Source organism: Sediminicoccus sp. KRV36, assembly GCF_023243115.1.
Taxonomy (GTDB): Bacteria; Pseudomonadota; Alphaproteobacteria; order Acetobacterales; family Acetobacteraceae; genus Roseococcus.
Genome location: NZ_CP085081.1, coordinates 3,514,323 through 3,539,135, shown reverse-complemented (window position 1 = coordinate 3,539,135; position 24,813 = coordinate 3,514,323). Strand labels below are relative to the sequence as shown.

13 protein-coding genes are annotated in these 24,813 nt (G+C 67.7%); 8 read left to right on the top strand and 5 right to left on the bottom strand.

The genetic code is table 11. The features are described 5' to 3' along the window. The first annotated feature begins 157 nt into the window (after positions 1-157). Complete coding sequence (locus LHU95_RS16685; RefSeq protein WP_248708091.1) at positions 158-10,861, top strand: VCBS domain-containing protein; 10,704 nt, start codon at positions 158-160, stop codon at positions 10,859-10,861. A 330-nt stretch (positions 10,862-11,191) separates the two neighbouring features. Here the strand turns inward: LHU95_RS16685 and msrP are convergent, their stop codons facing one another. Both msrP and LHU95_RS16675 read right to left on the bottom strand, forming a co-directional pair. After that, on the bottom strand, positions 11,192-12,136 hold the full coding sequence (msrP, locus tag LHU95_RS16680) for a protein-methionine-sulfoxide reductase catalytic subunit MsrP (protein ID WP_248708090.1): 945 nt from the start codon (positions 12,134-12,136) through the stop codon (positions 11,192-11,194). Positions 12,137-12,250: 114 nt separating this feature from the next. Further along, a complete protein-coding gene (locus LHU95_RS16675; protein WP_248708089.1) occupies positions 12,251-13,858 on the bottom strand; it encodes an ABC transporter substrate-binding protein in 1,608 nt (535 codons plus the stop codon). 261 nt (positions 13,859-14,119) lie between these two features. On the opposite strand from LHU95_RS16675, the gene LHU95_RS16670 reads away from it, so the two are divergent. From LHU95_RS16670 to dps, 3 genes are read left to right on the top strand one after another with little or no spacing between them, the layout of a single operon-like run. After that, positions 14,120-15,406, top strand: coding sequence for an NCS2 family permease (locus LHU95_RS16670; protein ID WP_248708088.1), 1,287 nt, complete (start codon positions 14,120-14,122; stop codon positions 15,404-15,406). Between the two features lie 16 nt (positions 15,407-15,422). Then, positions 15,423-17,012, top strand: coding sequence for an MFS transporter (locus LHU95_RS16665; protein ID WP_248708087.1), 1,590 nt, complete (start codon positions 15,423-15,425; stop codon positions 17,010-17,012). Positions 17,013-17,072: 60 nt separating this feature from the next. Beyond that, positions 17,073-17,555, top strand: a complete 483-nt coding sequence (gene dps, locus LHU95_RS16660) for a DNA starvation/stationary phase protection protein Dps (RefSeq protein WP_248708086.1) — start codon at positions 17,073-17,075, stop codon at positions 17,553-17,555. A 26-nt stretch (positions 17,556-17,581) separates the two neighbouring features. Here dps and LHU95_RS16655 read toward each other — a convergent pair whose 3' ends face one another. After that, complete coding sequence (locus tag LHU95_RS16655) at positions 17,582-18,859, bottom strand: transcriptional regulator (protein WP_248708085.1); 1,278 nt, start codon at positions 18,857-18,859, stop codon at positions 17,582-17,584. Between the two features lie 480 nt (positions 18,860-19,339). Here LHU95_RS16655 and LHU95_RS16650 point away from each other — a divergent pair, with 480 nt between their 5' ends. From LHU95_RS16650 to parE, 3 genes are all read left to right on the top strand, one after another. Next, on the top strand, positions 19,340-20,137 hold the full coding sequence (locus LHU95_RS16650; RefSeq protein ID WP_248708084.1) for a dienelactone hydrolase family protein: 798 nt from the start codon (positions 19,340-19,342) through the stop codon (positions 20,135-20,137). After that, entirely contained in the window at positions 20,134-21,099 is a 966-nt protein-coding gene (locus tag LHU95_RS16645) for a hypothetical protein (protein WP_248708083.1), read from the top strand. The genes LHU95_RS16650 and LHU95_RS16645 overlap by 4 nt, the downstream gene beginning before the upstream one ends. 68 nt (positions 21,100-21,167) lie before the next feature. After that, positions 21,168-23,141 carry a DNA topoisomerase IV subunit B gene (parE, locus tag LHU95_RS16640; protein ID WP_248708082.1) on the top strand — a complete coding sequence of 658 codons (1,974 nt, stop codon included), beginning with the start codon at positions 21,168-21,170 and terminating at the stop codon, positions 23,139-23,141. Between the two features lie 28 nt (positions 23,142-23,169). On the opposite strand, the gene LHU95_RS16635 is transcribed toward parE, so the two are convergent. Next, complete coding sequence (locus tag LHU95_RS16635) at positions 23,170-23,460, bottom strand: hypothetical protein (protein ID WP_248708081.1); 291 nt, start codon at positions 23,458-23,460, stop codon at positions 23,170-23,172. Positions 23,461-23,465: 5 nt separating this feature from the next. Here LHU95_RS16635 and LHU95_RS16630 point away from each other — a divergent pair, with 5 nt between their 5' ends. Further along, positions 23,466-23,798, top strand: a complete 333-nt coding sequence (locus tag LHU95_RS16630) for a DUF1491 family protein (protein ID WP_248708080.1) — start codon at positions 23,466-23,468, stop codon at positions 23,796-23,798. Between the two features lie 86 nt (positions 23,799-23,884). On the opposite strand, the gene htpX is transcribed toward LHU95_RS16630, so the two are convergent. Continuing rightward, positions 23,885-24,781 (bottom strand): zinc metalloprotease HtpX, encoded by an 897-nt coding sequence (htpX, locus tag LHU95_RS16625; protein WP_248708079.1) that lies wholly within the window; start codon positions 24,779-24,781, stop codon positions 23,885-23,887. Positions 24,782-24,813 lie beyond the last annotated feature (32 nt).

Here is a 24,813-nt window from a genome sequence, read left to right as displayed (position 1 = left end):
AATGAAATTTTATGTCGTGATTTTTGCTGGCCTATTGCTGCAAGGCAAAAATCACTTACACAACCCTGGATTGTATGACGCCGATTTAAATCATCCCTGATTGCCATTGTGGATCGATCCACCAGCGCCACAACCTGCAAAAGCAGGAGTTTCAATCATGGCGCGTCGTACCCTTAACGGAACAACCTCGAACGATCGTTTGGACGCGGCCTCCCTCGCCTCCGCGGACTGGGCGTCGGGGCGCCTCTATGACGGGGATGACTTGTTCTTCGGCTCTGCCGCTGGCGACCGGATGGCCGGCGATGACGGCCATGACACTCTGATCGGCGGTTTGGGGAATGACAGCCTCCAGGGGGGCGCGGGCCAGGACAGCCTCTCCGGCGACGAGGGCGATGACCTGCTGGATGGCGGCCTGGGGGATGACACGCTCGATGGCGGCGTGGGCGATGATCAACTGCTCGGCGGGGCGGGCCAGGACAGCCTGACCGGCGGCGACGGGGCTGATCTTCTGGATGGCGGCGACGGCGATGACACGCTCTCCGGCGGCGATGGCCAGGATACGCTGCGCGCCGGGGCCGGAGATGACCGGCTGGATGCGGGGGACGGCAATGATCTCCTCCAGGCCGGCGAAGGCAACAACACGGTCCTCGGCGGCCTGGGTGAGGACAGCATCGTCGCGGGTGCTGGCAATGACAGCATTGAGGGCCAGGAGGGCGATGACGTCATCGCAACCGGCGCTGGCAGCAACATTGCAAGCGGCGGCGCGGGTGACGACGACATCACGGGCGGCAGCGGCAATGACACGCTGAGCGGCGATGATGGCAATGACGTCATCTCGGCGGGGGCAGGCAATGACAGCATCCTCGGCGGTATCGGTGATGACCTGATCGACACCGGCGAGGGCAGCAACTGGGTGGACGCCGGAACAGGCGATGATTCCGTCATCGGCGGCGGTGGCAACGACACCATCCTGGCCGGGGAGGGCAACAACACCGTCCTGGGTGGTGGCGGCACGGACAGCATCACCGCCGGCGATGGCAATGACAGCCTGCTGGGCGAGGCCGGCAATGATGTGATCAGCGCCGGGGCAGGCGCCAATTTCGTCAGTGGCGGGCTGGGCAATGACAGCATCACGGCCGATGCGGGCGCCGACAGCCTCTCAGGCGATGATGGCAATGACACGCTGAACGCGGGTGATGGCGACAACACCATCAGTGGCGGCGCGGGCGTGGATCGCATCACCGCCGGAACGGGGGCGGACAGCATTTCGGGCGATGACGGCAATGACGTCATCAATGCCGGCGCTGGCACCAACACCGTCAGTGGTGGCCTGGGCAATGACAGCATCACGGCCGGCGCGGACGCCGACAGCCTCTTGGGCGGTGACGGCAATGACACGCTGAACGCGGGCGATGGCGACAACACCATCCTGGGCGGCATCGGCAATGACAGCATCACCGGTGGCCTTGGTGATGACAGCATCCTGGGTGGCGAAGGCGAGGACATCATCAAGGCCGGCGCGGGCGCCAACCAGGTGGATGGCGGGCTTGGGCATGATCGCATCACGACGGGTGCGGGCGATGATCTGATCATGGGCGGTGCCGGCAATGACACCATCGTGGCAGGCGATGGCAGCAACGTGATTGACGGCGGTGACGACAATGACGCGATCACGGCCGGCAGCGGCGATGACGACATCTCCGGCGGCGCCGGCAATGACAGCATCCAGGCGGGCAGCGGCGCGAATTTCGTGGAGGGCGAGGCCGGCAATGACACGATCGAGGCCGGCGCCGGCGATGATTGGATCATGGGCGGTGCCGGTTACGATGTGATCCGCGCCGGGGACGGCGATAACCACGTGGATGCCGGCTCCGAGAACGACAACGTGACCACCGGCCAAGGCCAGGACAATGTCCTGGGCGGCGCGGGCAATGACACGATCAATACCGGGGGCGGCGATGACGCGGCCTATGGCAATGACGGCAATGACCAGATCATGCTCGGTGCCGGCAACGACTTCGCCTCGGGCGATGTGGGCCATGACAGCATCCTGGGCGGTGATGGCCTGGATACCATCTATGGCGGCCTCGGCAATGACACGCTGGCGGGCGAGGCCGGGACGGACCAGATCTTCGGTGATGGCGGCAATGACCTGATCATACACGCCCTGGCGCAGAAGACGCTGGTGAAGGACGAGTTCTGGGGCGGCACCGGCACCGATACGCTGCGGGTGGATTTCACCCGGGCCGAATGGTTCCTGACCACGACGCAAGCCGAGATCGTGCGGCTGGTGGGCGCCTTGAACACGCCGGCCGCGCGGCGCGGCGGAGAGGTGGTCAGCGAGACCTTCGGCACGAAGCTGCACAGTATCGAGACGCTCGGCGTGACGGTGGATGGCGTGGCGCTCTCCACGGAGGATGATGCCGTGGGCGCGGTGGCGGATGGCTTTACGGTTGCGGATGGTGCCTCCGTCAGTGGCAGCCTGGTCGGCAATGATGTGGTGCCGGATCTGATCGCGCTGGTGGAGTTGAACGGCGCCGCGCCGGCGCTGGGCAGCCTCGTCATCACGACGGATGGCGGCTTCACCTTCACGACGGGGCGGGCCTTCGAAAGCCTTGCCGTGGGCGAGACGCAGGATGTGCTGTTCACCTACCGCGTGACCGACGCCGATGGGGATACCGGCACGGCTGAGGTCACCCTCACGGTGCAGGGTTCCAATGATGCGGCGAGCATCACGGGCGGCGATCGCGGCCAGGTGACTGAGGATAATTCGGCCCAGGCCTCGGGCGTGCTGACCGTGCTCGATGTGGATCATGGCGAGGCGCGCTTCGCAGCCCCGGCCTCGCTGGCCGGCAGCTATGGTGCCTTCAGCTTTGACGCCCTGACGGGCGGCTGGAGCTATGCCCTGGATTCATCACAGGCCCAGGTGCAGGCCCTGAATGCGCGCCAGACGCTGACCGACAAGCTGACCGTGACCTCCTTCGACGGCACGGCCAGCCATGACATCCTGGTGACGATCCAGGGCACCAATGACGCTGCCAGCATTTTCGGAACCAGCACGGGTGCGGTGACGGAAGACAATCCAGGCATGGCCTCGGGCGTGCTCAGTGTCACGGATGTGGATAGCGGCGAGGCGCGCTTCGCCGTGCCGACGTCACCAGCCCCGCTTCCGCCGGGCCCGCCGGGATTCCCGGGCCCTCGCTCTTTGGCGGTCAGTTCGAGCAGCACCACCAGCACCAGCACCAGCACCAGCACCAGCACCAGCAGTAGCACTACCAGTTCGAGCAGTTCCAGCGGAAGTGCATCCAGCGGGAGCCCGGTCGGCACGGTGGCCGGAACCTATGGCAGCTTCGGCTTCGATGCGACGACGGGCGCCTGGACCTATACGCTCAACAGCGCGGCGCCGGCCGTGCAGGCGCTGGCCCTGGGCCAGTCCCTGATCGACAAGCTGACCGTGAAATCCGTCGATGGTACGGCCAGCCAGGACATCCTGGTGACCATCAACGGCGCCAATGACACGGCGGTGATCACCGGCACCAGCGCGGGCTCGGTGGCCGAGGATGGGGTGCTGACGGCCTCTGGCACGCTCGGCGTGCTGGACGCGGATGCGGGCCAGTCAGGCTTCGCGACACCGGCCTCGCTGGCCGGCACCTATGGCAGCTTCAGCTTCGATGCCGGGACGGGCGTGTGGGGCTACGTCCTGGATAACGCGGCGCCGGATGTGCAGGCGCTGGCGGCGGGGCAATCCGTGACGGACAGCCTGACCGTCGCTTCGCTCGATGGCTCGGCGAGCCAGGTGATCAGCGTCGCCATCGCGGGTGCCAATGACGTGGCGGCCATCACGATCTCGGGCGCGACGCCGGTCATGCCGGTGATCAGCCTGAATGCCGTGGCGGCAGGTGTGGGCGGCTACAAGATCATCGGCGAGGGCTTCGATCACCAGGCCGGCACGGCGATCGGCTCGATCGGCGATCTCAATGGCGATGGGCTGGACGAAGTGCTGGTCAGTGCGCCCGGCGTGCGCGATGGGTCGCTGGGCGCCACTTATGTCGTGTTCGGCAAGGCAGATGGGACGACCATCAATCTCGACGACATCGCGGCCGGCACCGGCGGCTATCGGATCAGCGGCGTGTATCAGACGGAGTTGCTGACAGGCCCGGTGGGCAGCATCGCCGACCTGAATGGCGATGGCCTGCCGGAAGTTCTGGTCGGCTATGCCGGCGGCGAGGCCGCGGTGGTCTGGGGCCAGTCCGGCACCAACCCAATCAGCATGGCCAACGTCCGGGACGGCATGGCTGGCTTCACGATCACCGGCGGCGGCACCGGCTATGCCATCGCCGCCGTGCAGGACCTCAATGGCGATGGGCTGGCGGATATCCTGGTCAGCTCGCGCTATGACTCGGCGGGCGGTGCCAATGCCGGCGCGGCCTATGTGGTGTTCGGCAAGGCCAGCGGCACCAATGTGGACCTCGCCAACGTGGCGGCCGGTTTGGGCGGCTACAAGATCATCGGCGAGAATGCCGGCGATACGCTGGGCATCTCCGTGGCCTCGGTGGGTGACCTCAACGGCGATGGCCGCGCGGAATTGCTGATTGGCACCCATCGGAATGACCAGGGCGGCACGGATGCGGGTGCGGCCTATCTGGTCTTTGGCAAGGCGGATGGCGCGGCCATCAACCTCGATGACGTCGCGGCGGGCGTGGGTGGCTTCAAGATCATCGGCGAGAATGGCTCGGAGACCTCGCCTTACTCCTTCTACGGCACCAACACCGACCAGGCCGGCTATGCCGTTACCTCGATCGCCGACATGAACGGCGATGGACTGGCGGAACTGGTGATCGCAGCGCCCTATAATGACAGCGACCCCTCGCTCTATTCGGATACGAGCGTGGCCCGCGGCATCAATGCGGGCGCGGTCTATGTGGTTTGGGGCAAGGCGAACACCACGACGGTGAACCTGGATGACGTGGCGGCCGGCCGTGGCGGCTTCAAGATCTATGGCGAGGAGGGCGACGCGCTGGGTTCGGCGGTCTCCAGCATCGGCGATCTGAATGGCGATGGCCTGGCCGAATTGCTGATCGGCTCCGAGAGCGACAGCGGCAATTACAACAACAACAGCGACCACGGCTCGGCCTATGTAGTCTTCGGCAAGGCCACCGGGACGGCGGTGAGCACGGCGACGATTTCGGCCGGCATTGGTGGCTACAAGATCCATGCGGAGAGCTCGGGCGGCTATGCCGGCCGGGCGCTGGGCTCGATCGGCGACCTGAATGGCGATGGCCTGCCGGAGGTGCTGGTCAGCGCCTATCTGAACAGCAATGAGGGCGGCGGCCAGGCGGGCGCAGCCTATGTGGTGTTCGGCCAGGCGCCGCCGCCGGCACCGACCGGCGTGGCCGAGGATGGTCTGCTGACGCTGGGCGGCACGATCACGGTGGCCGATGCGGATGCGGGGCAGTCGGGCTTTGTGGTCCCGGCCTCGCTGGTCGGCACCTATGGCAGCTTCACGCTGAATGCGGCGACGGGGGCCTGGGGCTACACGCTCGCCAACGCTTCGGCCGCGGTGCAGGGGCTGGTGTCGGGCCAGAGTGTCACCGACAGCATTGTCATCACCTCGACGGATGGTTCGGCCAGCAAGTCGCTGGTGGTGAGCATCGCAGGCCAGGATGACGCGGCGGTGATCACGGGCGCGGCGACGGGTTCGGTGGCTGAGGATGGCGCGCTCAGCGCCTCGGGCATGCTGGTGGTGACGGACCCCGATGCGGGTCAGGCGGGTTTTGCCGCGCCGGCTTCGTTGGCGGGCAGCTATAGCATGTTCAGCTTTGACGCCGCGACAGGCGCCTGGGGTTATGCGCTGGCCAATGCGGGCGCGAATGTGCAGGGGCTCAAGACCGGGCAATCGGTGACGGACAGCCTGACGGTGACGTCGCTGGATGGCTCGGCGAGCCAGATGATCCGCGTGAGCATCGCGGGCCAGGATGATGCGGCGGTGATCACGGGCACCAGCGCAGGTTCTGTGGCCGAGGATGGGACGCTGACGGCATCGGGCATGCTGAGCGTGGCTGATCCGGACAACGGCGAAGCGGGCTTTGCCACGCCGGCCTCGTTGCTGGGCAGCTACGGCACGTTCAGCTTTGATGCCGGGACGGGCATCTGGGGCTACACGCTGAACAATGCGGCGGCGAATGTGCAGGCGCTGGCGGCGGGGCAATCCGTGACGGACAGCCTGACCGTCGCTTCGCTCGATGGCTCGGCGAGCCAGGTGATCAGCGTCGCCATCGCGGGTGCCAATGACGTGGCGGCCATCACGATCTCGGGCGCGACGCCGGTCATGCCGGTGATCAGCCTGAATGCCGTGGCCGCCGGCGTGGGCGGCTACAAGATTTATGGCGAGGCGTTCAACGACCAGGCCGGTGTCACGGTCACCTCGGTGGGCGACATGAATGGCGATGGCCTGCCGGAAGTGCTGTTGGGCGCCCATCTGAACGGCGCGGGCGGCTTCTATGCGGGTGCGGGCTATGTCGTGTTCGGCAAGGCCGATGGCGTGGCGGTGAACCTCGACCAGGTCGCAGCCGGCACGGGCGGCTTCAAGATCATGGGCGAGAACGTGCAGGATCGCGCGGGCTTCTCCCTGAGCTCCATCGGCGATCTGAATGGCGATGGCCGGGCTGATCTGCTGATCAGCGCGCCCGGCAATGACGCCGGCGGAAGCGATGGCGGCGCTGCCTATGTCGTCTGGGGCAAGGCTGATGGCACGACGGTCAACCTAGATGATGTCTCCCGGGGCACGGGCGGCTACAAGATCCAGGGCGAAGGCCGGCTTGGCGCGGATACCGCTGGCTACGCGGTCTCGGCGATCGGGGACCTGAACGGCGATGGCCTGCCGGAAATCCTGCTCACCGCACCGGAGGAACAAACTGGCGGGCGCTCGTCTGGCGCGGCGTATGTGGTGTTCGGCAAATCGGGCGGGGGCACGGTCAAGCTGACGGATGTCGCGGCCGGCACCGGCGGCTACAAGATACTCGGCGAAGGCGTGGACAATTTCCTGGGCTATTCCATTGCCTCGGTCGCGGACCTGAATGGCGACGGCCGCGCGGAGTTGCTGGTCGGCGCGCATCTCAACGGCAATGCAGGCGGCACCAATGCCGGCGCCGCCTATCTGGTGTTCGGCAAGGCGGATGGCACGGCGATCAACCTGAGCAGCGTCGCGGCCGGCACGGGTGGCTTCAAGATCATCGGCGAGAATGGGCAGGACCAGGCAGGCCGCAATGTCACCTCCATCAGCGACCTGAACGGGGATGGGCTGGCGGAGTTGGTGATCGCGGCACCGGGTGGTGACATGCCAGGCAATGGCGAGGCCGGCGCGGTCTATGTGGTCTGGGGCAAGTCCAACACCACGACGGTGAACCTGGATGACGTCGCGGCTGGGATCGGCGGCTTCAAGATCTATGGCGAACAGGGCGACGCACTGGGTTCGGCGGTCTCCAGCATCGGCGATCTGAACGGCGATGGCCTGGCGGAGTTGCTGATCGGCTCCGAGAGTGACAGCGGCAATTACAACAACGCCAGCGACCACGGCTCGGCCTATGTGGTCTTCGGCAAGAGCACCGGGACGGCGGTGAGCACGGCGACGATCTCGGCCGGCATTGGTGGCTACAAGATCCATGCGGAGAGCTCGGGCGGCTATGCCGGCCGGGCGCTGGGCTCGATCGGCGACCTGAATGGCGATGGCCTGCCGGAGGTGCTGGTCAGCGCCTATCTGAACAGCAATGAGGGCGGCGGCCAGGCGGGCGCAGCCTATGTGGTGTTCGGCCAGGCGCCGCCGCCGGCACCGACCGGCGTGGCCGAGGATGGTCTGCTGACGCTGGGCGGCACGATCACGGTGGCCGATGCGGATGCGGGGCAGTCGGGCTTTGTGGTCCCGGCCTCGCTGGTCGGCACCTATGGCAGCTTCACGCTGAATGCGGCGACGGGGGCCTGGGGCTACACGCTCGCCAACGCTTCGGCCGCGGTGCAGGGGCTGGTGTCGGGCCAGAGTGTCACCGACAGCATTGTCATCACCTCGACGGATGGTTCGGCCAGCAAGTCGCTGGTGGTGAGCATCGCAGGCCAGGATGACGCGGCGGTGATCACGGGCGCGGCGACGGGTTCGGTGGCTGAGGATGGCGCGCTCAGCGCCTCGGGCATGCTGGTGGTGACGGACCCCGATGCGGGTCAGGCGGGTTTTGCCGCGCCGGCTTCGTTGGCGGGCAGCTATAGCATGTTCAGCTTTGACGCCGCGACAGGCGCCTGGGGTTATGCGCTGGCCAATGCGGGCGCGAATGTGCAGGGGCTCAAGACCGGGCAATCGGTGACGGACAGCCTGACGGTGACGTCGCTGGATGGCTCGGCGAGCCAGATGATCCGCGTGAGCATCGCGGGCCAGGATGACGCGGCGGTGATCACGGGCAGCAGCGCTGGTGCTGTTGCTGAGGATGGGACGCTGACGGCAACGGGCACGCTGAGCGTGGTGGACCCGGATGCGGGCCAGGCGAGGTTTGCCACGCCGGCTTCGCTGGTGGGCAGCTATGGCACATTCAGCTTTGACGCCGGGACGGGCGCCTGGGGCTACGCGCTGAACAACGCGGCCGCGAATGTGCAGGCGCTGATCACCGGGCAGCGCATGACGGAGAGTCTGGTCGTGTCCTCGCTTGATGGTGCAGCGAGCACGACAATCCAGCTTGAGGTCCAGGGCCGTGATGACACGGCGGCGATCACCGGGAGCAGTGCAGGCGCAGTGGCCGAGGATGGGACGCTGACGGCCTCGGGCACGCTGAGCGTGGTGGATCCGGATGCGGGGCAGGCGGGCTTCGCCACACCGGCCTCGCTGGCCGGCGTCTATGGCACATTCAGCTTTGACGCGGCGACGGGCGCCTGGGGTTATGCGCTGAACAATGCGGGTGCGAATGTGCAGGCGCTGGCGGCGGGGCAATCGGTGACCGACAGCCTCGCTGTCACATCGAGCGACGGCTCGGCCAGCAGGATGATCAACATCGCCATCGCCGGCGCCAATGATATCGCGACCATGGCTGGCACCTTCCGGGGCTCGGTATTGGAGGATACGGCACTGACCGCCTCCGGCAGGGTCACGGCGACGGATGCCGATGCGGGGCAATCCGGTTTCATGACGCCGGCCTCCCTGGCCGGGAAATATGGCAGCTTCAGCTTCAACGCGGGCACTGGCGATTGGGGCTATGCGCTCAACAACGGCCTGGCCGCTGTGCAGGCCCTGAACAATGGCCAGAGCCTGACCGATAGCCTCGCTATCGATTCCACGGACGCCTCGTCGCGTCGCTATCTCGTCGTGACCATCGGCGGCAAATCCGAGGGCGCCCAGGTTGTCCAGGCCATCAATCTGGATGACGTTGCTGCCGGCCGCGGCGGCTACAAGATTTACGGCGAGCATGCGGGCGACCAGGCTGGCTTCCCATCACTGGGCTTGGCCGACCTGAACGGCGATGGTCTGTCCGAGATGTTCATCGGTGCCCACAAGAATAATGGCGGCGGCGCCACGAGCGGTGCCGCCTATGTGGTGTGGGGTGCGGCGGCAGGCAGTGCGGCCGTCAATCTGGACAACGTCGCGGCGGGAAATGGCGGCTACAAGATTTATGGTGAGAACTCCGATGACCAGCTGGCCTGGGGCTCGGGTCTCGGCTCGGTCAGTGACCTCAATGGCGATGGCATGTTTGAGCTCGTCGTCGCGGGGCGGGGCAATGACAATGCCGGTGGCGCGAATGCCGGCGCGGTCTACGTGGTCTGGGGCAAATCCTCCGGCAGCGCGGTCAACCTCGACAGCGTTGCGGCCGGCAATGGCGGCTACAAGATCATCGGCGAGAACGCGGGCGACCTGCTGGGCAGCGGCGGCGTGGGATCGATCGGCGACCTCAATGGCGATGGCAAGTCCGAGATCGTCGTCGTGGCCCCCAATAATGGCGGCAATGCCGGCGGGGCCTATGTCGTCTGGGGTAAATCGGACGGGGCGCTGGTCAATCTGGACAACGTCGCCGCCGGCAATGGCGGCTACAAGATCACCGGCGAGAACGCGAATGACCAGATGTGGTCCATGGGCATCAGCAGTGATCTCAACGGCGATGGCAAGGGCGAGATCCTGCTGGCCTCACTGAATGACGGCGCGGGCGGGGCGAGTGCCGGTGCCGCCTATGTGGTCTGGGGCAAATCCAGCGGCACTGGCGTCAATCTCGACGATGTCGCACTTGGCCTGGGCGGCTTCAAGATCATCGGCGAGAAGGCCGGCGATCTGATCAGTTCGATCACGGGTGTTGGGGACATCAACGGCGATGGACTCGGCGAGATCCTGCTCGGCGGGGAGGGCGATGATGCCGGCGGCAACAATGCAGGTGCCGCCTATGTGGTGTGGGGCAAGGCCAGCGGAACCGCGGTCAATCTCGACGACGTGGCACTCGGCGTGGGCGGCTTCAAGATCTACGGCGAGAACGCAGCGGACCAGGTGTCCCGTGTGCAGAGCCTGGGCGACATCAACGGGGATGGCATGGCTGATCTTGGGATCCAGGCTTACTGGAATGACAATGGCGGCGGGACCAATGCCGGCGCGGCCTATGTCGTCTGGGGCAAGGCGGATGGCATGGCAGTCAATCTCGACACCGTCGCCAATGGGGTCGGCGGCTTCAAGATCTACGGCGAGAGTGCCAACGACCTGGCCGGAATTGGCCTCAGCGTCATCGCCGATCTGAACGGCGACGGCATGTCCGACATCCTGGTTGGAGCGCTGCAGAACGACAATGCCGGCGGCAATGACGCGGGCGCCAGCTACGTGGTCTATTCGCAGTCAAGCTGGCTCCTGTGAACCAAGGCGAGCGCCTGACCAAGGGCGGTCCCGCCGGAAGGTTGGGCCCGGCCAGGCCAGACGATCGGGCTGGTCGCCCAGCCCGGTGCGCCGTCCGATTGCTGTGACCCACCGCCGGGTCATCCGCGCCTGCTGAACGGTGCCGATTTCCCGCATGCATGGCGGAACTCGCCCACCGGTGAGGGGGCCATCCATCACAGGGCGCGACGCCGCGGATGGAAGAACGGCATATCGAGCGGGCGATGGCCCCGCCCGCCTCTGGGATGTCCGGCTGACTGGGGCAGGGGACGCGTCCCCGGCTGACATCCGCCACGCCGCTTCCGCCAGGTTTCAGGCCCAGAGACGCTCCCGCTGGAGATTCGTGTAGAGCCCGGCCACGAACTCGCCATACCCATTGAACAGCCGTGTCGGCACCCGCTCGCCCGAGCCGAGCAACCGCTCGGATGCCTGGGACCAACGCGGATGCGCCACCTCGGGGTTCACATTGGCCCAGAAGCCATATTCGGAGGGCTGGATCTTGAACCAGAAATTCTCCGGCCGGCGATCCGTCACCGTGATCCGCACGACGGATTTGCCGGATTTGAAGCCGTATTTCCACGGAAACACCACGCGGAACGGCCCGCCATTCTGGGCCTGCAGCGGCTTGCCATACATGCCGACCGGCATGAAGGCGAGTTCGTTGGCCGCCTCCTCGATCGAACAGCCTTCGATATGCGGCCAGGGATACCAGTTCTGCCGCAGGCCCGGCATCACGGCAGGCAGGCTCGCCGTCTGGAAGGACACATACCGGGCGCCGGCCTGCGGTTCGACCAGCTTCAGCAACTCGGAGAGCTGAAAGCCGGTCCAGGGCACAGTCATCGCCCAGGCTTCCACGCAACGCAGCCGATAGATGCGCTCCTCGATCGGCAGCAGGCGGATCAGGTCATCCACGCCAAATTCGGCCGGCTTGGCGACCATGCCATCCACCTTGATGGTCCAGGGGCGCAGCGCCATGCGGCTGGCTTCGCGCACGATGTTCTTGCTCGTGCCGAATTCGTAGAAGTTGTTGTAGGTCGTCGCCTCGCGCTCGGCCGTGACGTCGCGCTCCGGGCGAAAGCGCAGGTTGCGCTGGTGCTCGGGCAGGGGCGGCACCGCGCCTGCCGCCTGCTGGCCCATCGCCACGGAAGGGAGCAGGGCGGCGCCGGCGCCGAACAGGGCACGGCGATTCAGCACAAACCGCTCAGGCGTCACCTGGCTTTCGGGAATGTCATAGCCTCGGCGGCGGCGGATCAGCATGGGATGTCTCCTGGCGCAGGTCTCACGCCCAAGGGTGGGGATGTCCCCCTCTTCGTCAAGCGGGCCGCAAAGGTAACGGGCCCGCCCCGGGACCTGGTCCAGAAGGGCTCGGCGCTACCCCACGCTGATCTGCGTGTAATCCTGGAACCAGCTGCGCGCTTGCACGAAGCCGCGGCAGCGCGGGCTCAACGCGCGCGGGTTGAGGTCATGCACCACGGCGAGCAAGGCGGCTTCCTCGATCAGGATATTGTGCAGCCGCGCCATCTGCCGCGCCTGCTCGGCCGGCTCGAAGCTGTTGCGCACCACGCGCAGCTGGCCGTCCACCGCGGGCGAATTGTAGTAGCCCCAATTGATCCCGCGCGGATTTGAAAGCTGGCTGTCATAGATCAGCCAGCCCGTGTTCGGCTCCATCGAGGGGATGGCGACATTGATCGCATGCGCCCCGCGTGAGGCGGGGTCCCGCGCGCCGGCGCGCATCTGGTTGATGGCGGTGGCGAAATCCACCGGCAGGAAGCTGACATCGAAGAAGGCCTCGCGCAGGCCGGCCTGCATCGCCTCGTTCATCGGTTGCGGCACCATCTGGCCGCCGCCCGAAACCGGCATGATGACGCTGATGGCGCAACGGCGCGTGGCCGAATAGCCGGCCGCCGTCATCAGGCGCCGTGCCTCGGCCAGGTCATGGCGCAGGCGGAAGCCAGGATTGCCGAACCAGGGATCCTCCGGCGTCACCTTGCCGCGCGCAGGCAGGGCGGCACCCGAGAGCAGGGCCACCATCTCCTCGCGATTGATGGCGAGGTTGGCGGCCTGCCGCACGCGCAGATCGGCAAAGGGCGAACCCTCCGTCACGTTCAGCCGCCAGGCCCAGATATGCGGGTAGCTGTTCTGCACGATCTGGAAGCGTGCCGCGCGCAATGAAGCGATGGTGTCGGTCGGCAGGGATTCCACCACGTCGATCTGCCCCGCGCGCAAGGCGGCGACGCGTGCCGCGCCATCCGGGATGGGCAGCAGCGCCGTGCGCGGCGCCTTGGGGATGCGGCGCTCATCCCAATAGTCGCGGTTGGCCTCCAGATCGGCACGCTGGCGCGGCGTGATCGAGACCACCTTGTAGGGGCCGGTGCCCGAAGGGTTCATGGCGAAGCGCTGCCAGTCACCGCCCATGGCCTGCCAGTGGCTCGGAGAGGCAAACCAAAGAAACGCCATCTGGAAGGGGAAGGTCGCGTCCACCTCGCGCGTCGTGATCGCGATGCGGTGGGTGTCGAGCTTTTCGTAGCTGCCGACCGAGGTCGCGCGGCCCCGCACCAGGCCCGAGCGCGTGCCCTCGAATTGCGGGGCGTTGCTGTTGAAGATGCTCTCCAGGTTCCAGATGGCCGCATCGGCATCGAAGGGCGAGCCATCATGGAACTTCACGCCCTGGCGCAGTTCGATGATCCAGCGGCGCTGATTGCCCTCATCCACCCGCCAGGAGGTGGCCAGTCCCGGGCGCAGGCCGGAGGGCGCGTCATCGCGCGAGAGATCCCACAGCGTCAGGCTGTCATAGACGAAGTAGGAGCCGAAGCGCACGCCCTCGAACCCCGCCTCCGGCCCGCCCCAAAGCCGCGGCACATCGCCGATGGACATGGCGATGCGGAGCGGCTGGGCGGATTGCGCCTCGGCCTCGCTGGCACCCAGGGACGTGATGATGGCCGGGGTGGCAAGGAGGGAGCGGCGGCGGATATCCATCATGGGGCAGTCTCCGGGAGGGATTGCGGATTGCGGCGATGCAATCTTTGCATGCAAGCTCCGTGCCGCTCCGGAGGCCACACAGGGGGCTGTTTGAGTTGCACCACGAGACCGCCGCTTTGCCCGTACGGCAGGCAAAGGCGCGCCCTGGTTGCGCTTCCCGCAAGCGATGCAATCCTGCACCCGGCTTGAAACCAACCCCGGCCGCGCGGCCCGCGCGCGGTTTGGCGCTAGCCTGACACCAGGATCAGACAGGATTCGCAGATGGAAAGATTCTTCGGACTCACCGCGCACGGCACCACCGCCCGGCGTGAGATGGCAGCCGGTGCGGCCACCTTCCTGACCATGGCCTATATCCTGATCGTGAACCCGCAGATCATGGCCGCCGCCGGCATTGATCCGGGGGCCGCCTTCGTCGCCACCTGCCTGGCCGCCGCCATCGGTTCGGCGCTGATGGGGTTGCTGGCGAATTACCCGATCGCGCTGGCGCCCGGCATGGGACTGAACGCCTATTTCGCCTTTGTCGTCGTGGGGGCCATGGGCATTCCCTGGCAGGTGGCGCTGGGCGCCGTGTTTCTCTCGGGCATGATCTTTTTCGCCATCAGCGCGGTGCGTCTGCGCGAGTGGCTGATCGGCGGCATTCCGCTCTCGCTCAAGCTCGGCATCGCGGCCGGGATCGGGCTGTTCCTCGGCCTGATCGGCTTGAAGAACCTGGGCCTCGTGGTGGCCAATCCAGCCACGCTGGTGGGCATGGGGGCACTCACCTCTGCGCCGGTTCTGCTGGGCTGCGGCGGCTTCGTGCTGATGGCGGCGCTGGCCGCGCGCCGCGTGCCGGGGGCCGTCATCATCGGCATCCTCGCGACGGCGGCGGCCGGCATTCCCCTTGGCCTGACGCAGTTCGGCGGCATCTTCGCGCCGCCCCCTTCGCTGGCGCCGACCTTCCTGCAGATGGATATCGCGGGCGCGCTGCAACTCGGGCTGCTCAGCGTGGTTTTCACCTTCTTCCTGGTGGATTTGCTCGACAATGCCGGTACCCTCATCGCCACCACCCATCGCGCAGGGCTGATGCGCCCCGATGGCAGCGTGCCGCGCCTCGGCCGCGCGCTGATGGCCGATTCCGGCGGGGCGATGATCGGCGCGGCGCTGGGCACCTCCACCACGGTCAGCTTCATCGAAAGCGCCGCCGGGATCCAGCAGGGCGGCCGGACGGGGCTGACGGCGCTGACCGTGGCCGGCTTTTTCCTGCTGGCCTTGTTTTTCGCTCCCCTCGCGGCCTCCGTTCCGGCCTTTGCCACCGCACCCGCGCTGGTCTTTGTGGCCTGCCTCATGGCGCAGGCGCTGAAAGGCGTGGATTGGGCGGATGAGACCGAGTACCTCCCTGCCATGCTCACGGTCCTCGCGATGCCTTTCACCTTTTCCATCGCGACCGGCATCGGGCTCGGCTTCCTGGCCTATGCCGGCATCAAGACGCTGGCCGGGCGCGCCGCTGAGGTGCATGGCGCGGTCTGGCTGCTCTCCGGCCTGTGTGCCGTGAAATTCGCGGTCGGCTGATGAAAAGCTTGGCGCGATGAAGAACCCGGCCGCGCTGGCGCCGCTCCGCCATCCGGCCTTCCGGATGCTGTGGCTGGCCAATCTGGCCTCCAATATCGGGCTCTTCGTCCAGAACACCGCGGCGGGCTGGCTGATGACCAGCCTTGATCCCTCGCCGATGATGGTGAGCCTGGTGCAGGCCGCCTCCATGCTGCCGGTGTTCCTGCTGGCGCTGCCGGCAGGTGCGCTGGCCGATATCATGGACCGCCGCGTCTTTCTGATTGCCGCCCAGCTCTGGATGGCGGCCGTGGCGGGCCTGCTCTGCCTGCTCAGCGGGTTTGATGCGCTGGGGGCGTGGGGCTTGGTGGCCTTGACGTTTGGCCTCGGTGCCGGCCTCGCCATGACCTTTCCGGCCTGGGCGGCGACCACGCCAGAGCTGGTCCCGCGTGAGGATCTGATCAGCGCCATCGCGCTGAACGGCATCGGCTTCAACATCACCCGCGCGATTGGCCCGGCGATCGGCGGGCTGACCATCGCCTGGTTCGGCATGGAGGCGGCCTTCGCGCTGAATGCGCTCTGCCTGATGGTCATGGTGGCCGCACTCTTTGCCTGGAAGCGGCCGGCCACGTCGTCGCGCATGCCGCGGGAGCATTTCCTCTCCGCCGTGCGGGCGGGGACGCGGTTTGTCGCGGCCACGCCTGCCATGCATGCGGCGATCATGCGCGCGGTGGTGTTCTTCCTGTTCGGCTCGGCCGTCTGGGGGCTCTTGCCGCTGCTGGTGCGGGACACGCTGGCGCTCGGCCCGCAGGCCTTCGGGCTGTTGCTGGGCTGCATGGGGGTGGGTGCGGTGGGTGCCGGCTTCCTGCTGCCGGCCTTGCGCGGGCGGCTCGACCGGTCCGGCATGGTGCTCTGGGCCTCGCTGATCGGCGCGCTGGCCATGGCGATCCTGGCCTTGCTGCACCACTGGAGCTTCGCCGCCATCGGGATGCTGCTCTATGGCGTGTCCTGGATTTCGGCTGCCTCCACCTTGCAGGCTTCGGCGCAGATGGCGGCGCCGGCCTGGGTGCGGGCGCGGGCCATCGGCATCTACCAGATGTGCTTCTTCGGCGCGTTGGCGGCGGGCTCCGCACTTTCCGGCTGGATCGCGAGCCTGCTGGGCGTCACCTGGGCCATGGCATTGTTCGCGCTGGGGGCCGCCATAGGCGCCATCCTGGTCCGGCATTGGCGACTGGAGGGCGATGCCCCCAGCGCTCCACCGGCGGTGGAACTGGCCGGTCCCGCCCCGGCCGCCGCCGAATTGCACGATCTGCTGCATGACGATGCGAACCGTGTGCTGGAAGTGGTGCGCTATCACGTGGCGCCGGGCGACCGGACTGCGTTCCTGGCTGTCATGGCCGAATGCCGGCTGGTCCGGCTGCGCGGCGGTGCGGCCACCTGGCGGCTCTATGAGGATATTGCCAAGCCGGATCGCTGGGTTGAGCTCTGGGCCATCGAAAGCTGGGCCGAGCATCTGCGCGAGGCCGGGCGGCTTTCGGATGAGGATCGCGTGACGCTGGCCCGCGCCGCCGGCTTCCACGCGGATGAGGGCGGGCCGGAAGCCGTGCGCTATGTGAATGTCAGGGTCTGAACAGCATCACGTGACATGCAGCGCGAGGCTGCCCACATCATGTCCGACAAGGAGTTTTCCATGGCCAAATTGTTCAAGACCCGAAACACCCTGGGCGAGAATGCCCGCCTCGCCAGCGTGGCGCTGCTGAATGCGGCGCTGGTGGACCTCATGGACCTGACCAATGGCGTGCGCATGGCCCATTGGACCGTACGCGGCCCGCATTTCGCGGCGCTGCACGCGAAGTTCGAGGAATTCTACGACCAGCTCGGCACCGCCGTGGATGACACGGCCGAGCGCATCGTGCAGCTGGGCGGCACGCCCGATGGAACTACCCAGGCGGTGGGTGCGGCCACCCGGCTGGCACCCTATCCCGCCAAGCTGCGGGACGGCCTGGCGCATGTGGCGGCGCTGGCCGAACGCTATGCCGCCCTGGCCGATACCACCCGCGCGGCGATCGATGCGGCCGCCGAGGCGGGTGACGCCGATACGGCGGATTTGCTGACCGGCACCTCGCGCATGCTGGACAAGGCGCTGTGGATGCTGGAGGCGCATCTGGACTGAGACGGCCCGGGCGGCGCGTCCCACCGTTATTCCATCCTGATGGCCCAGCCCATTGCCAGCAGCGGGACCACGAAGCGCGCCTCGCGCAGGGCCAGATAGGCGGTCTCGTGTGAAAGGGCGGGCGCCGCCAGCGTCCGGGCCAGCAGATCCGGGGCGCGCGCCCTCAAGTGAGTGTGCAGGGCAGCGGCCTCGGCCGCGCGGCCGGTCTGCGCCAGTGCGGCGAGGCGGTAGAGCAACCGCTCCTCCTGCGGCATGAAGGCGCGCAGGCTGGGCGGCAGCGCGAAATCCTCAGCCCCGTGATCCGCCTCGCCCGCGAAGAGCTTGGCGATCCCCAGATAGGTCCGCCAGGTGCCGGCGAAGGGGTGAAAGGGCGCTTCCACCAGCATGGCCTCGAGCGGTGCAATCGCCTCCCTCGCCTGCCCGAGCAGCAGCAGCATCAGCCCCGCCCCTGCGCGGGCGGTAATGCGGCTGGGGTCCTCACCCGCTTGGCGGAACAGCGGCAGGGCCTCGGCGTAGCGCCCTTCGTGGCGAAGCACGACGGCGCGGGCATGCAGGGTGAAGGGGTCCTGCGGTGCCGCGGCATGGGCCAGTTCCGCGTAGCGCCTGGCCTCGGCCAGGTCCGCCGCCGGATCCTCGCTGTGGCGCGCGGTGATGAGATTGGCATAGGTGAAGGTGGCCTCGGCGGCGGCCTGGGCGAGGCTGGGGTCAAGCGCGCTGGCCTCGCGGAAGAAGGGCAGGCTTTCACGGAGCCGGACTTCGAAGGAACCGCCGCCGCGCAGGCGTGCGCGGCCTTGCTCCAAAAGGGTTTCGGCCATCGCGCGTGGGGAAGCGGCCGGAAGTTGTGCGGGCTGCGGCAGCGCCGGCCACAGCCAATAGGCAGCGGCCAATACTGGCAGGCCAGCAGCCAGCGCCAGGGCGGCGCGGCGGCGCGGCGCCATATTGGGGGCGGATGCTGCGGGCGGCGCCTCCGGCCGAAGTTCCGTGGCCAGCAGATAGCCCCGGCGCGGCAGGGTCTGCAGCAGGCGGGGCGCGGCCTCGCCCAGCGCCCTTCGGATTTCGGAGACGCATTGAGTCACGCTGTCATCTGTGACGGCGACATCGGGCCAGACGGCGTCCAGCAGGGCCTCGCGGCTCACCACTTCGCCCGCATGCAGCAGGAGATGAGCCAATACGGCAGCGGTCTTCGGGCGCAGCACCACCTCCCGGTCGCCGGTCGAGAGGGCGCCGCGCGCGGTATCCAGGGTGAAGCCGTCGAAGCTCAGCGATTTGGCGAGCATTCGGCGGCGAGTCGCCGCGTCACTCATACGCAAAGCTCCTCTGTCATGTGCCGGACCAGCGCGGGCTGATTTTGGTGGATGCATGCCGAGTCGCAATATCGCCCGCGCATGACAAGCCCGAGACCAGCCTGGGATCCGCCGGTTTCGGCAAAATTTCGGGCCTACGCACCGGCGGCCCGAGCGGATTTCGGACCAGCCTCAGGACAAGCCGCGTCGGTCCGGGCGTAGTTGGCGCGTCGTCGGGCAAGGGGGTTCGGATGTGGGATGGTTTGCGGAGCGTGTTGGCTGCCAAGGCCTGGCCCGGACGCCTCGGCCATTCGGGTGCGGAGAGGTTGGGCTTGGCGGCTTGCACGGCACCTCTCCACAGCAGGAAGCATCACAACCTTAGCGTGTTTTGCCTGCCCTGGATGTGACTCAGCGCACGGCATGCAGCGCTCCGGGGTGGGCATAAGGCGCCCATCCCTGGGCCCACACACATCCTGATCGCCCATTTTAACAAGCAGGAGCATGAAGATGCCAATCAGCTTCCAGTTCCGCGCCCGGAAAATCAACTCCTGGTTGCAATTCGGCCTGCTGAATCTGATGCTTCTTCTAGGCCCACAGCAACCCCTGGTCGCAGGCGAGGCTCCACCTGAACCTGTCGAGGAAGCCGAGGCCTTCACCGCCGCCGGCGCGATCGGCACGCTGATCCTCCCTCTCGGCGCGCCGGGCCGCCAGACGCCGGCCATCGTGATCCTCCAGGATGGTGAGGAGCCGGATGGCCGCGCCAGCCTCTACATGGACCAGTTGCTCGGTGCCGGCTTTGCCGTGCTGGAGATGACCCAATGGCCGGGTGACAGCCTGGAGGCGGTGCTGGCTGGCCTGGCCCGGCATCCGCGCGTGGCCGGCCAGAGGCTGGGCCTGCTGGGCTTCGGGGCCGGCGCGCGGCTGGCCGCCGCCATGCCCGAACAGGTCGCGGCCCGCGCCTTGCTCTATCCGGGCTGTGACGGCATCGCCCTCGCCGCGATGCCGGCCCAGCCAGTGCTGCTGATGCATGGCGCGGCGGATCCGGCCAACCCGGCCGCATCCTGCGACAGCCTCGGTACGGCGCTGGGGCAGGCGGGCGCATCGGTCCGGCTGCGAGTCCTGGCCGGCGCCAGCTATGCCTGGGATCGGCCCGCCTTCGCTGGTGAAGGCCATGCCATGCTGCCCCGGCCCGATGGCACAGGCCGGGTGCGGGCCGAGGCCTGGCCCGAATTGGCCGCGCTCTCGGCCGCCGAGGTGGCCGGCTTCTTCGCGGCCAGCCTGCTGGGCCAGCTTCCGTGAGGGGCGGCCTGGCCGCCGGCCTCAGCCGCATCGGGGATTTCGGGCTTTTCGCACCGCCCCTGGCCTTTCTGCTTGGCCTCGCCATCCCGCCCTTGGCGCTGCTGGGCCAGGCGGTGCTGGTGCCCTGCGTCATCATTCTGCTGGCGATGAGCGTGGGCCTGGCCGAGCCCGGCCGGGTCGAGGTGCGTGAATGGCCGCCGGTGCTGCTGCTGGCCAGCTGCAACCTGATCGCCACCCCCGTGCTGGTGCATGGCCTGGCCTTGTGGGCCGGGCTGGATGAGGCGGGCGGCTGGCTGGTGCTGGTGGCGGCCTGCCCGGCGGCGGGGGGGGCCGCACTGGTCGCCTCGCTTCTGCGCCTGCCGGTTCGGCCGCTGCTGCTGACGCAGTTGCTCTGCTTCTTCGCAATGCCACTGACCGCACCGCTGGTTGCGGGGCTGGTGCTGGAGGGCCAGGTGGTCGGCGCGCAGGCCCTGTTCTGGCGGGTGCTGCTGATGGTGGGCGTGCCGGCCCTCCTGGGCTACGCGCTGCGACGCGCACTTGGCGAGCGGCGGCGGCTGATCCTGGCGCGCCCCATGCGGGGCCTGGGCGTGCTGGCGCTGGGCGGCATCGCCCTGTCCATCGCGGCGGGGCTGCCGCGGCTGGAGGTGGAGGCGGCGATCTGGGGCCAGGCGCTGCTGGGGCTGCTGCTCGCCTCCGTGGTGGGTGCGGCGCTGGGCGTCACGGCCGCCCGCATGATCGCGCCCGGGCTGCTGCGGGGCTTCGCGCTGGGGGGCGCTGTGCGCAATGTCAGCCTGCTCTGGAGCGCCACGCTGGGCCTGGCGCCGCCCGAGGGCGCGCTGATCATGATGCTGGGCACGCTCTGGACGCTGCTGCTGCCCGCCCTGCTCGGCCTGCGGGTCTGGCGGCGCGAACGGCTGGGCCGCGCGGTGGCGCTCGCGGTGCTTGCGCTCGCCATGATCTGAACGCCGCCGAGGTTGCGGACGACTCGCCCGCCCTTGTATGGTCCGGCTTCAGGGATAGCGAACACATCATGAACGATCTCTTTGCGGGGCGCGGTGGCAAAGCCGCCGCCTCCAGCTACAACGCCGCCGATATCGAGGTCCTGGAAGGGCTGGAGCCCGTCCGGCGCCGGCCGGGCATGTATATCGGCGGCACGGATGAGAATGCGCTGCACCACCTCGCCGCCGAGGTGCTGGACAATTCCATGGATGAGGCCGTGGCCGGCCATGCCGATCGCATCGATGTGGTGCTGGAGGCCGGCAACTGGTTCTCCGTGCGGGACAATGGGCGCGGCATCCCGGTGGACCCGCACCCGAAATTCCCGAAACTGTCGGCGCTGGAGGTGATCCTCACCACGCTGCATTCGGGCGGCAAATTCTCCGGCAAATCCTACGAAACCTCGGGCGGGCTGCATGGCGTGGGCAGCAGCGTCGTGAATGCGCTCTCCGAGGCGCTGGAGGTCGAGGTCGCGCGCGGCGGCGAGCTGTTCCGCCAGACCTATGCGCGCGGCAAACCCACCAGCAAGCTGAAGCGCGAGGGCGAGGTGCGCAACCGGCGCGGCACGCTGCTGCGCTTCAAGCCGGACCCCGAAATCTTCGGCGCCTTGGCCTTCCGCGCCGAGCGGCTGTTCAAGCTGTGCCGTTCCAAGGCGTATCTCTATCGCGGCGTCGAAATCCGCTGGAAATGCGACCCGGCCCTGGTGGCCGGCAGCGACACACCGGCCGAGGCGGTACTGCATTTCCCGGGCGGGCTGTCGGACTTCCTGACCACGGCCATCGCCGGCCGCCCCGGCGTGGTGCCGACCCCCTTCGCCGATACCGCCGAATTCCCCGATGGCGCGGGCCGCTGCGAATACGCCATCACCTGGCTGGAGCAGGGCGATGGCTTCCTCTCCACCTACGCCAACACCATCCCGACACCGCAGGGCGGCACACATGAGGCCGGCCTGCGCGCGGCCCTGCTCAAGGGCCTGCGCGCCTATGGCGAGATGAAGAAGGAAAAGCGCGCCGCCACCGTCACCGCCGAGGATTTGCTGACAGGGCTGGCCGGCATGCTTAGCGTCTTCATCCGGGAGCCGCATTTCCAGGGCCAGACCAAGGACAAGCTGACCAATGCGGACGCGCAGCGGCTGACGGAAAACGCCCTTCGCGACCGCTTCGACCATTGGCTGGCGGCCGACCCCGCCAGTGCGGACAACCTCCTCGCCTTCGCCATCGAGCGCGCCGAGGAACGGCTGCGCCGCCGCGCCGAGAAGGAAACGCCCCGCAAGACCGCGACGCGCAAGCTGCGCCTGCCGGGCAAGCTCACCGATTGCTCGCGCGAGAGCAGCGAGGGGACGGAGATTTTCCTGGTCGAGGGCGACAGCGCCGGCGGCTCGGCCAAGCAGGCGCGCGACCGGGAGACCCAGGCGGTGCTGCCGCTGCGCGGGAAGATCCTGAACGTGGCCAGCGCCAGCGCCGAAAAGCTGCGCGGCAACCAGGAATTGAAGGATCTGATCGAGGCCTTGGGCTGCGGCGTGGGCGAGAAATTCGACTTGGCCAAGCTGCGCTACGGCCGCGTCGTCATCATGACGGACGCCGATGTGGACGGCGCGCATATCGCCGCCCTGCTGATGACCTTCTTCTACAAGGAAACGCCGGAACTGGTGCGCCAGGGCCGGCTTTACCTGGCGCAGCCGCCGCTGTTCCGCCTGCAGGCCGGGGGCAAGAGCGTCTATGCGATGGACGACAAGGACCGCGAGCGCCAGCTCAAGAAGCACTTCAAGGCGAACCAGAAGGTCGAGGTCAGCCGCTTCAAGGGCCTGGGCGAAATGCCGGCCGCCGTGCTGAAGGACACCACCATGGGCGCCAAGAATCGCGTGCTGCTGAAGGTGGTGCTGCCGCCGGAGGATCGCGCGAAGACGGCCGATCTGATGGAGGCGCTGATGGGCCGGCGGCCGGAGTTGCGCTTCAAATTCATCCAGGACAATGCCGCGAGCCTGGACGCGGAAGCCGTGGACGCCTGAAGCCACCCCGGCATCCAGGCCCCTCGGGTCAGAGCGGCTTCTGGGCGCGTTCCAGCAGGCGCGAGAAGAAGCCCGGTTTCTTGGGTGCTTCGGCCAGGGTCACCTTTGCCGCCTCGGCCGCTTCGGCCTTGGCGCGCTTTTCCTTGTCGCGCAGCCAGGCGTCCAGGCTCATGCCTGCCTTGGCGGCCCGCTTCGCCTCATAGGCCCGCTGGCCCTCGGTCAGCTTTTTCGCGTCCATGATCCGCTCCGAAACACGTGTCAGGCTTCTATGTGCCCACCGCCGGGGCTTGCGGCAAGCCACCGGCTGCGCGTAACGCATCGGGCATGGATGCAAAGGTGAAGGCGCATATCTGGGTGGCCATGGCGATCCGGATGTCGGACATGGCAGGGCGCCCGGCGGCGGTGCTGCGGCGCGGCGATGCGGATTCGGGCGGCTTGCTCTGCGTGCTCAATGGCCGCGGCGGGCAGGTGGTGCTGGCCCAGGCGCGCGATGCCGAAAGCCGCCCCGCCTGGGTGCGTGGTACTGGCGAGGCGCCCGTGACGCCCGATCTGGCGGATGCCTACATCGAGCGCCAGGTGAAGCGGGACCCGGATCTGTGGGTGCTGGAATTCGAGGCGCCGGACTACCTGCCCCCCTTCGAGGCGCGGCTGATTTAGAGCCGGCGCCGCCCGCAAGGCGTCACCGCACAAGATCCAGCCGATTGATTTGTCACTATGGTGGTCCGTTGGATTGGGTGACGCGCCTACCCCCAAGGGTTGCGCTGCGCCGGCGTTGACCAGGGGCTGGCCGGGTTGGCCGGGGCAGGCCGCCGCGGTCCACCCATGGCCATGAGCCGGGCGATGCGCTCCTCCGTCGGCGGATGCGTCGCAAAGAGGCGATCCATCCTGAGCCCGGAGAGCGGGTTGATGATGAACATGTGCGCGCTTGCCGGATTGGCCTCGGCCGTTTGGTTCACGTGGCCGATCTTGCCGCGTTCGAGCTTGGCCAGGCCATTGGCCAGCCAGCTCGCATCGCCGCAGATTCGAGCGCCCTCGGCATCGGCCTCGAATTCGCGTGCCCGGCTGATGGCCATCTGCACCAGCATGGCGGCGAGGGGGGCCAGGATCATCATCAGGATCATCGCGATCGGGTTCGGCCGGTTTTCCCGGCCGCGTCCCAGCATCATGCCGAATTGCGCCAGAAACCCGATCGCCCCGGCCAGGGTGGCGGTGATGGCCATGATCAGCGTGTCGCGGTTCTTGATATGCGCCAGCTCATGGGCGACGACGCCTGCCACTTCCTCCTGCGTCATGAGATCCAGCAGGCCGGTGTTGACGGCAACGGCCCCGCGCTCCGGGCTGCGGCCGGTGGCGAAGGCATTGGGCTGGTCTTCGTGGATGATGTAGAGTGCCGGCATGGGAATGCCCGCGCGCTCGGCCAGATCCTGCGTCATGCGGTAGAGCTGCGGTGCCTCGGCCGCGGTGACGGGTTGGGCGTTGTGCATGCGCAGCACCATGCCGTCGCTGCCCCACCAGGCGAACAGATTCATGCCCGCGGCCATGACCAGCGCCACCGTGGCGCCCGTCGGCCCGCCCAGCGCGTAGCCGATCACAGCAAAGAGTGCTGTGAGGCTCGCGAGCAAAATGAAGGTCTTGAACATCTTTCGCGAATCCCCTGCGCTCCCCACATCGG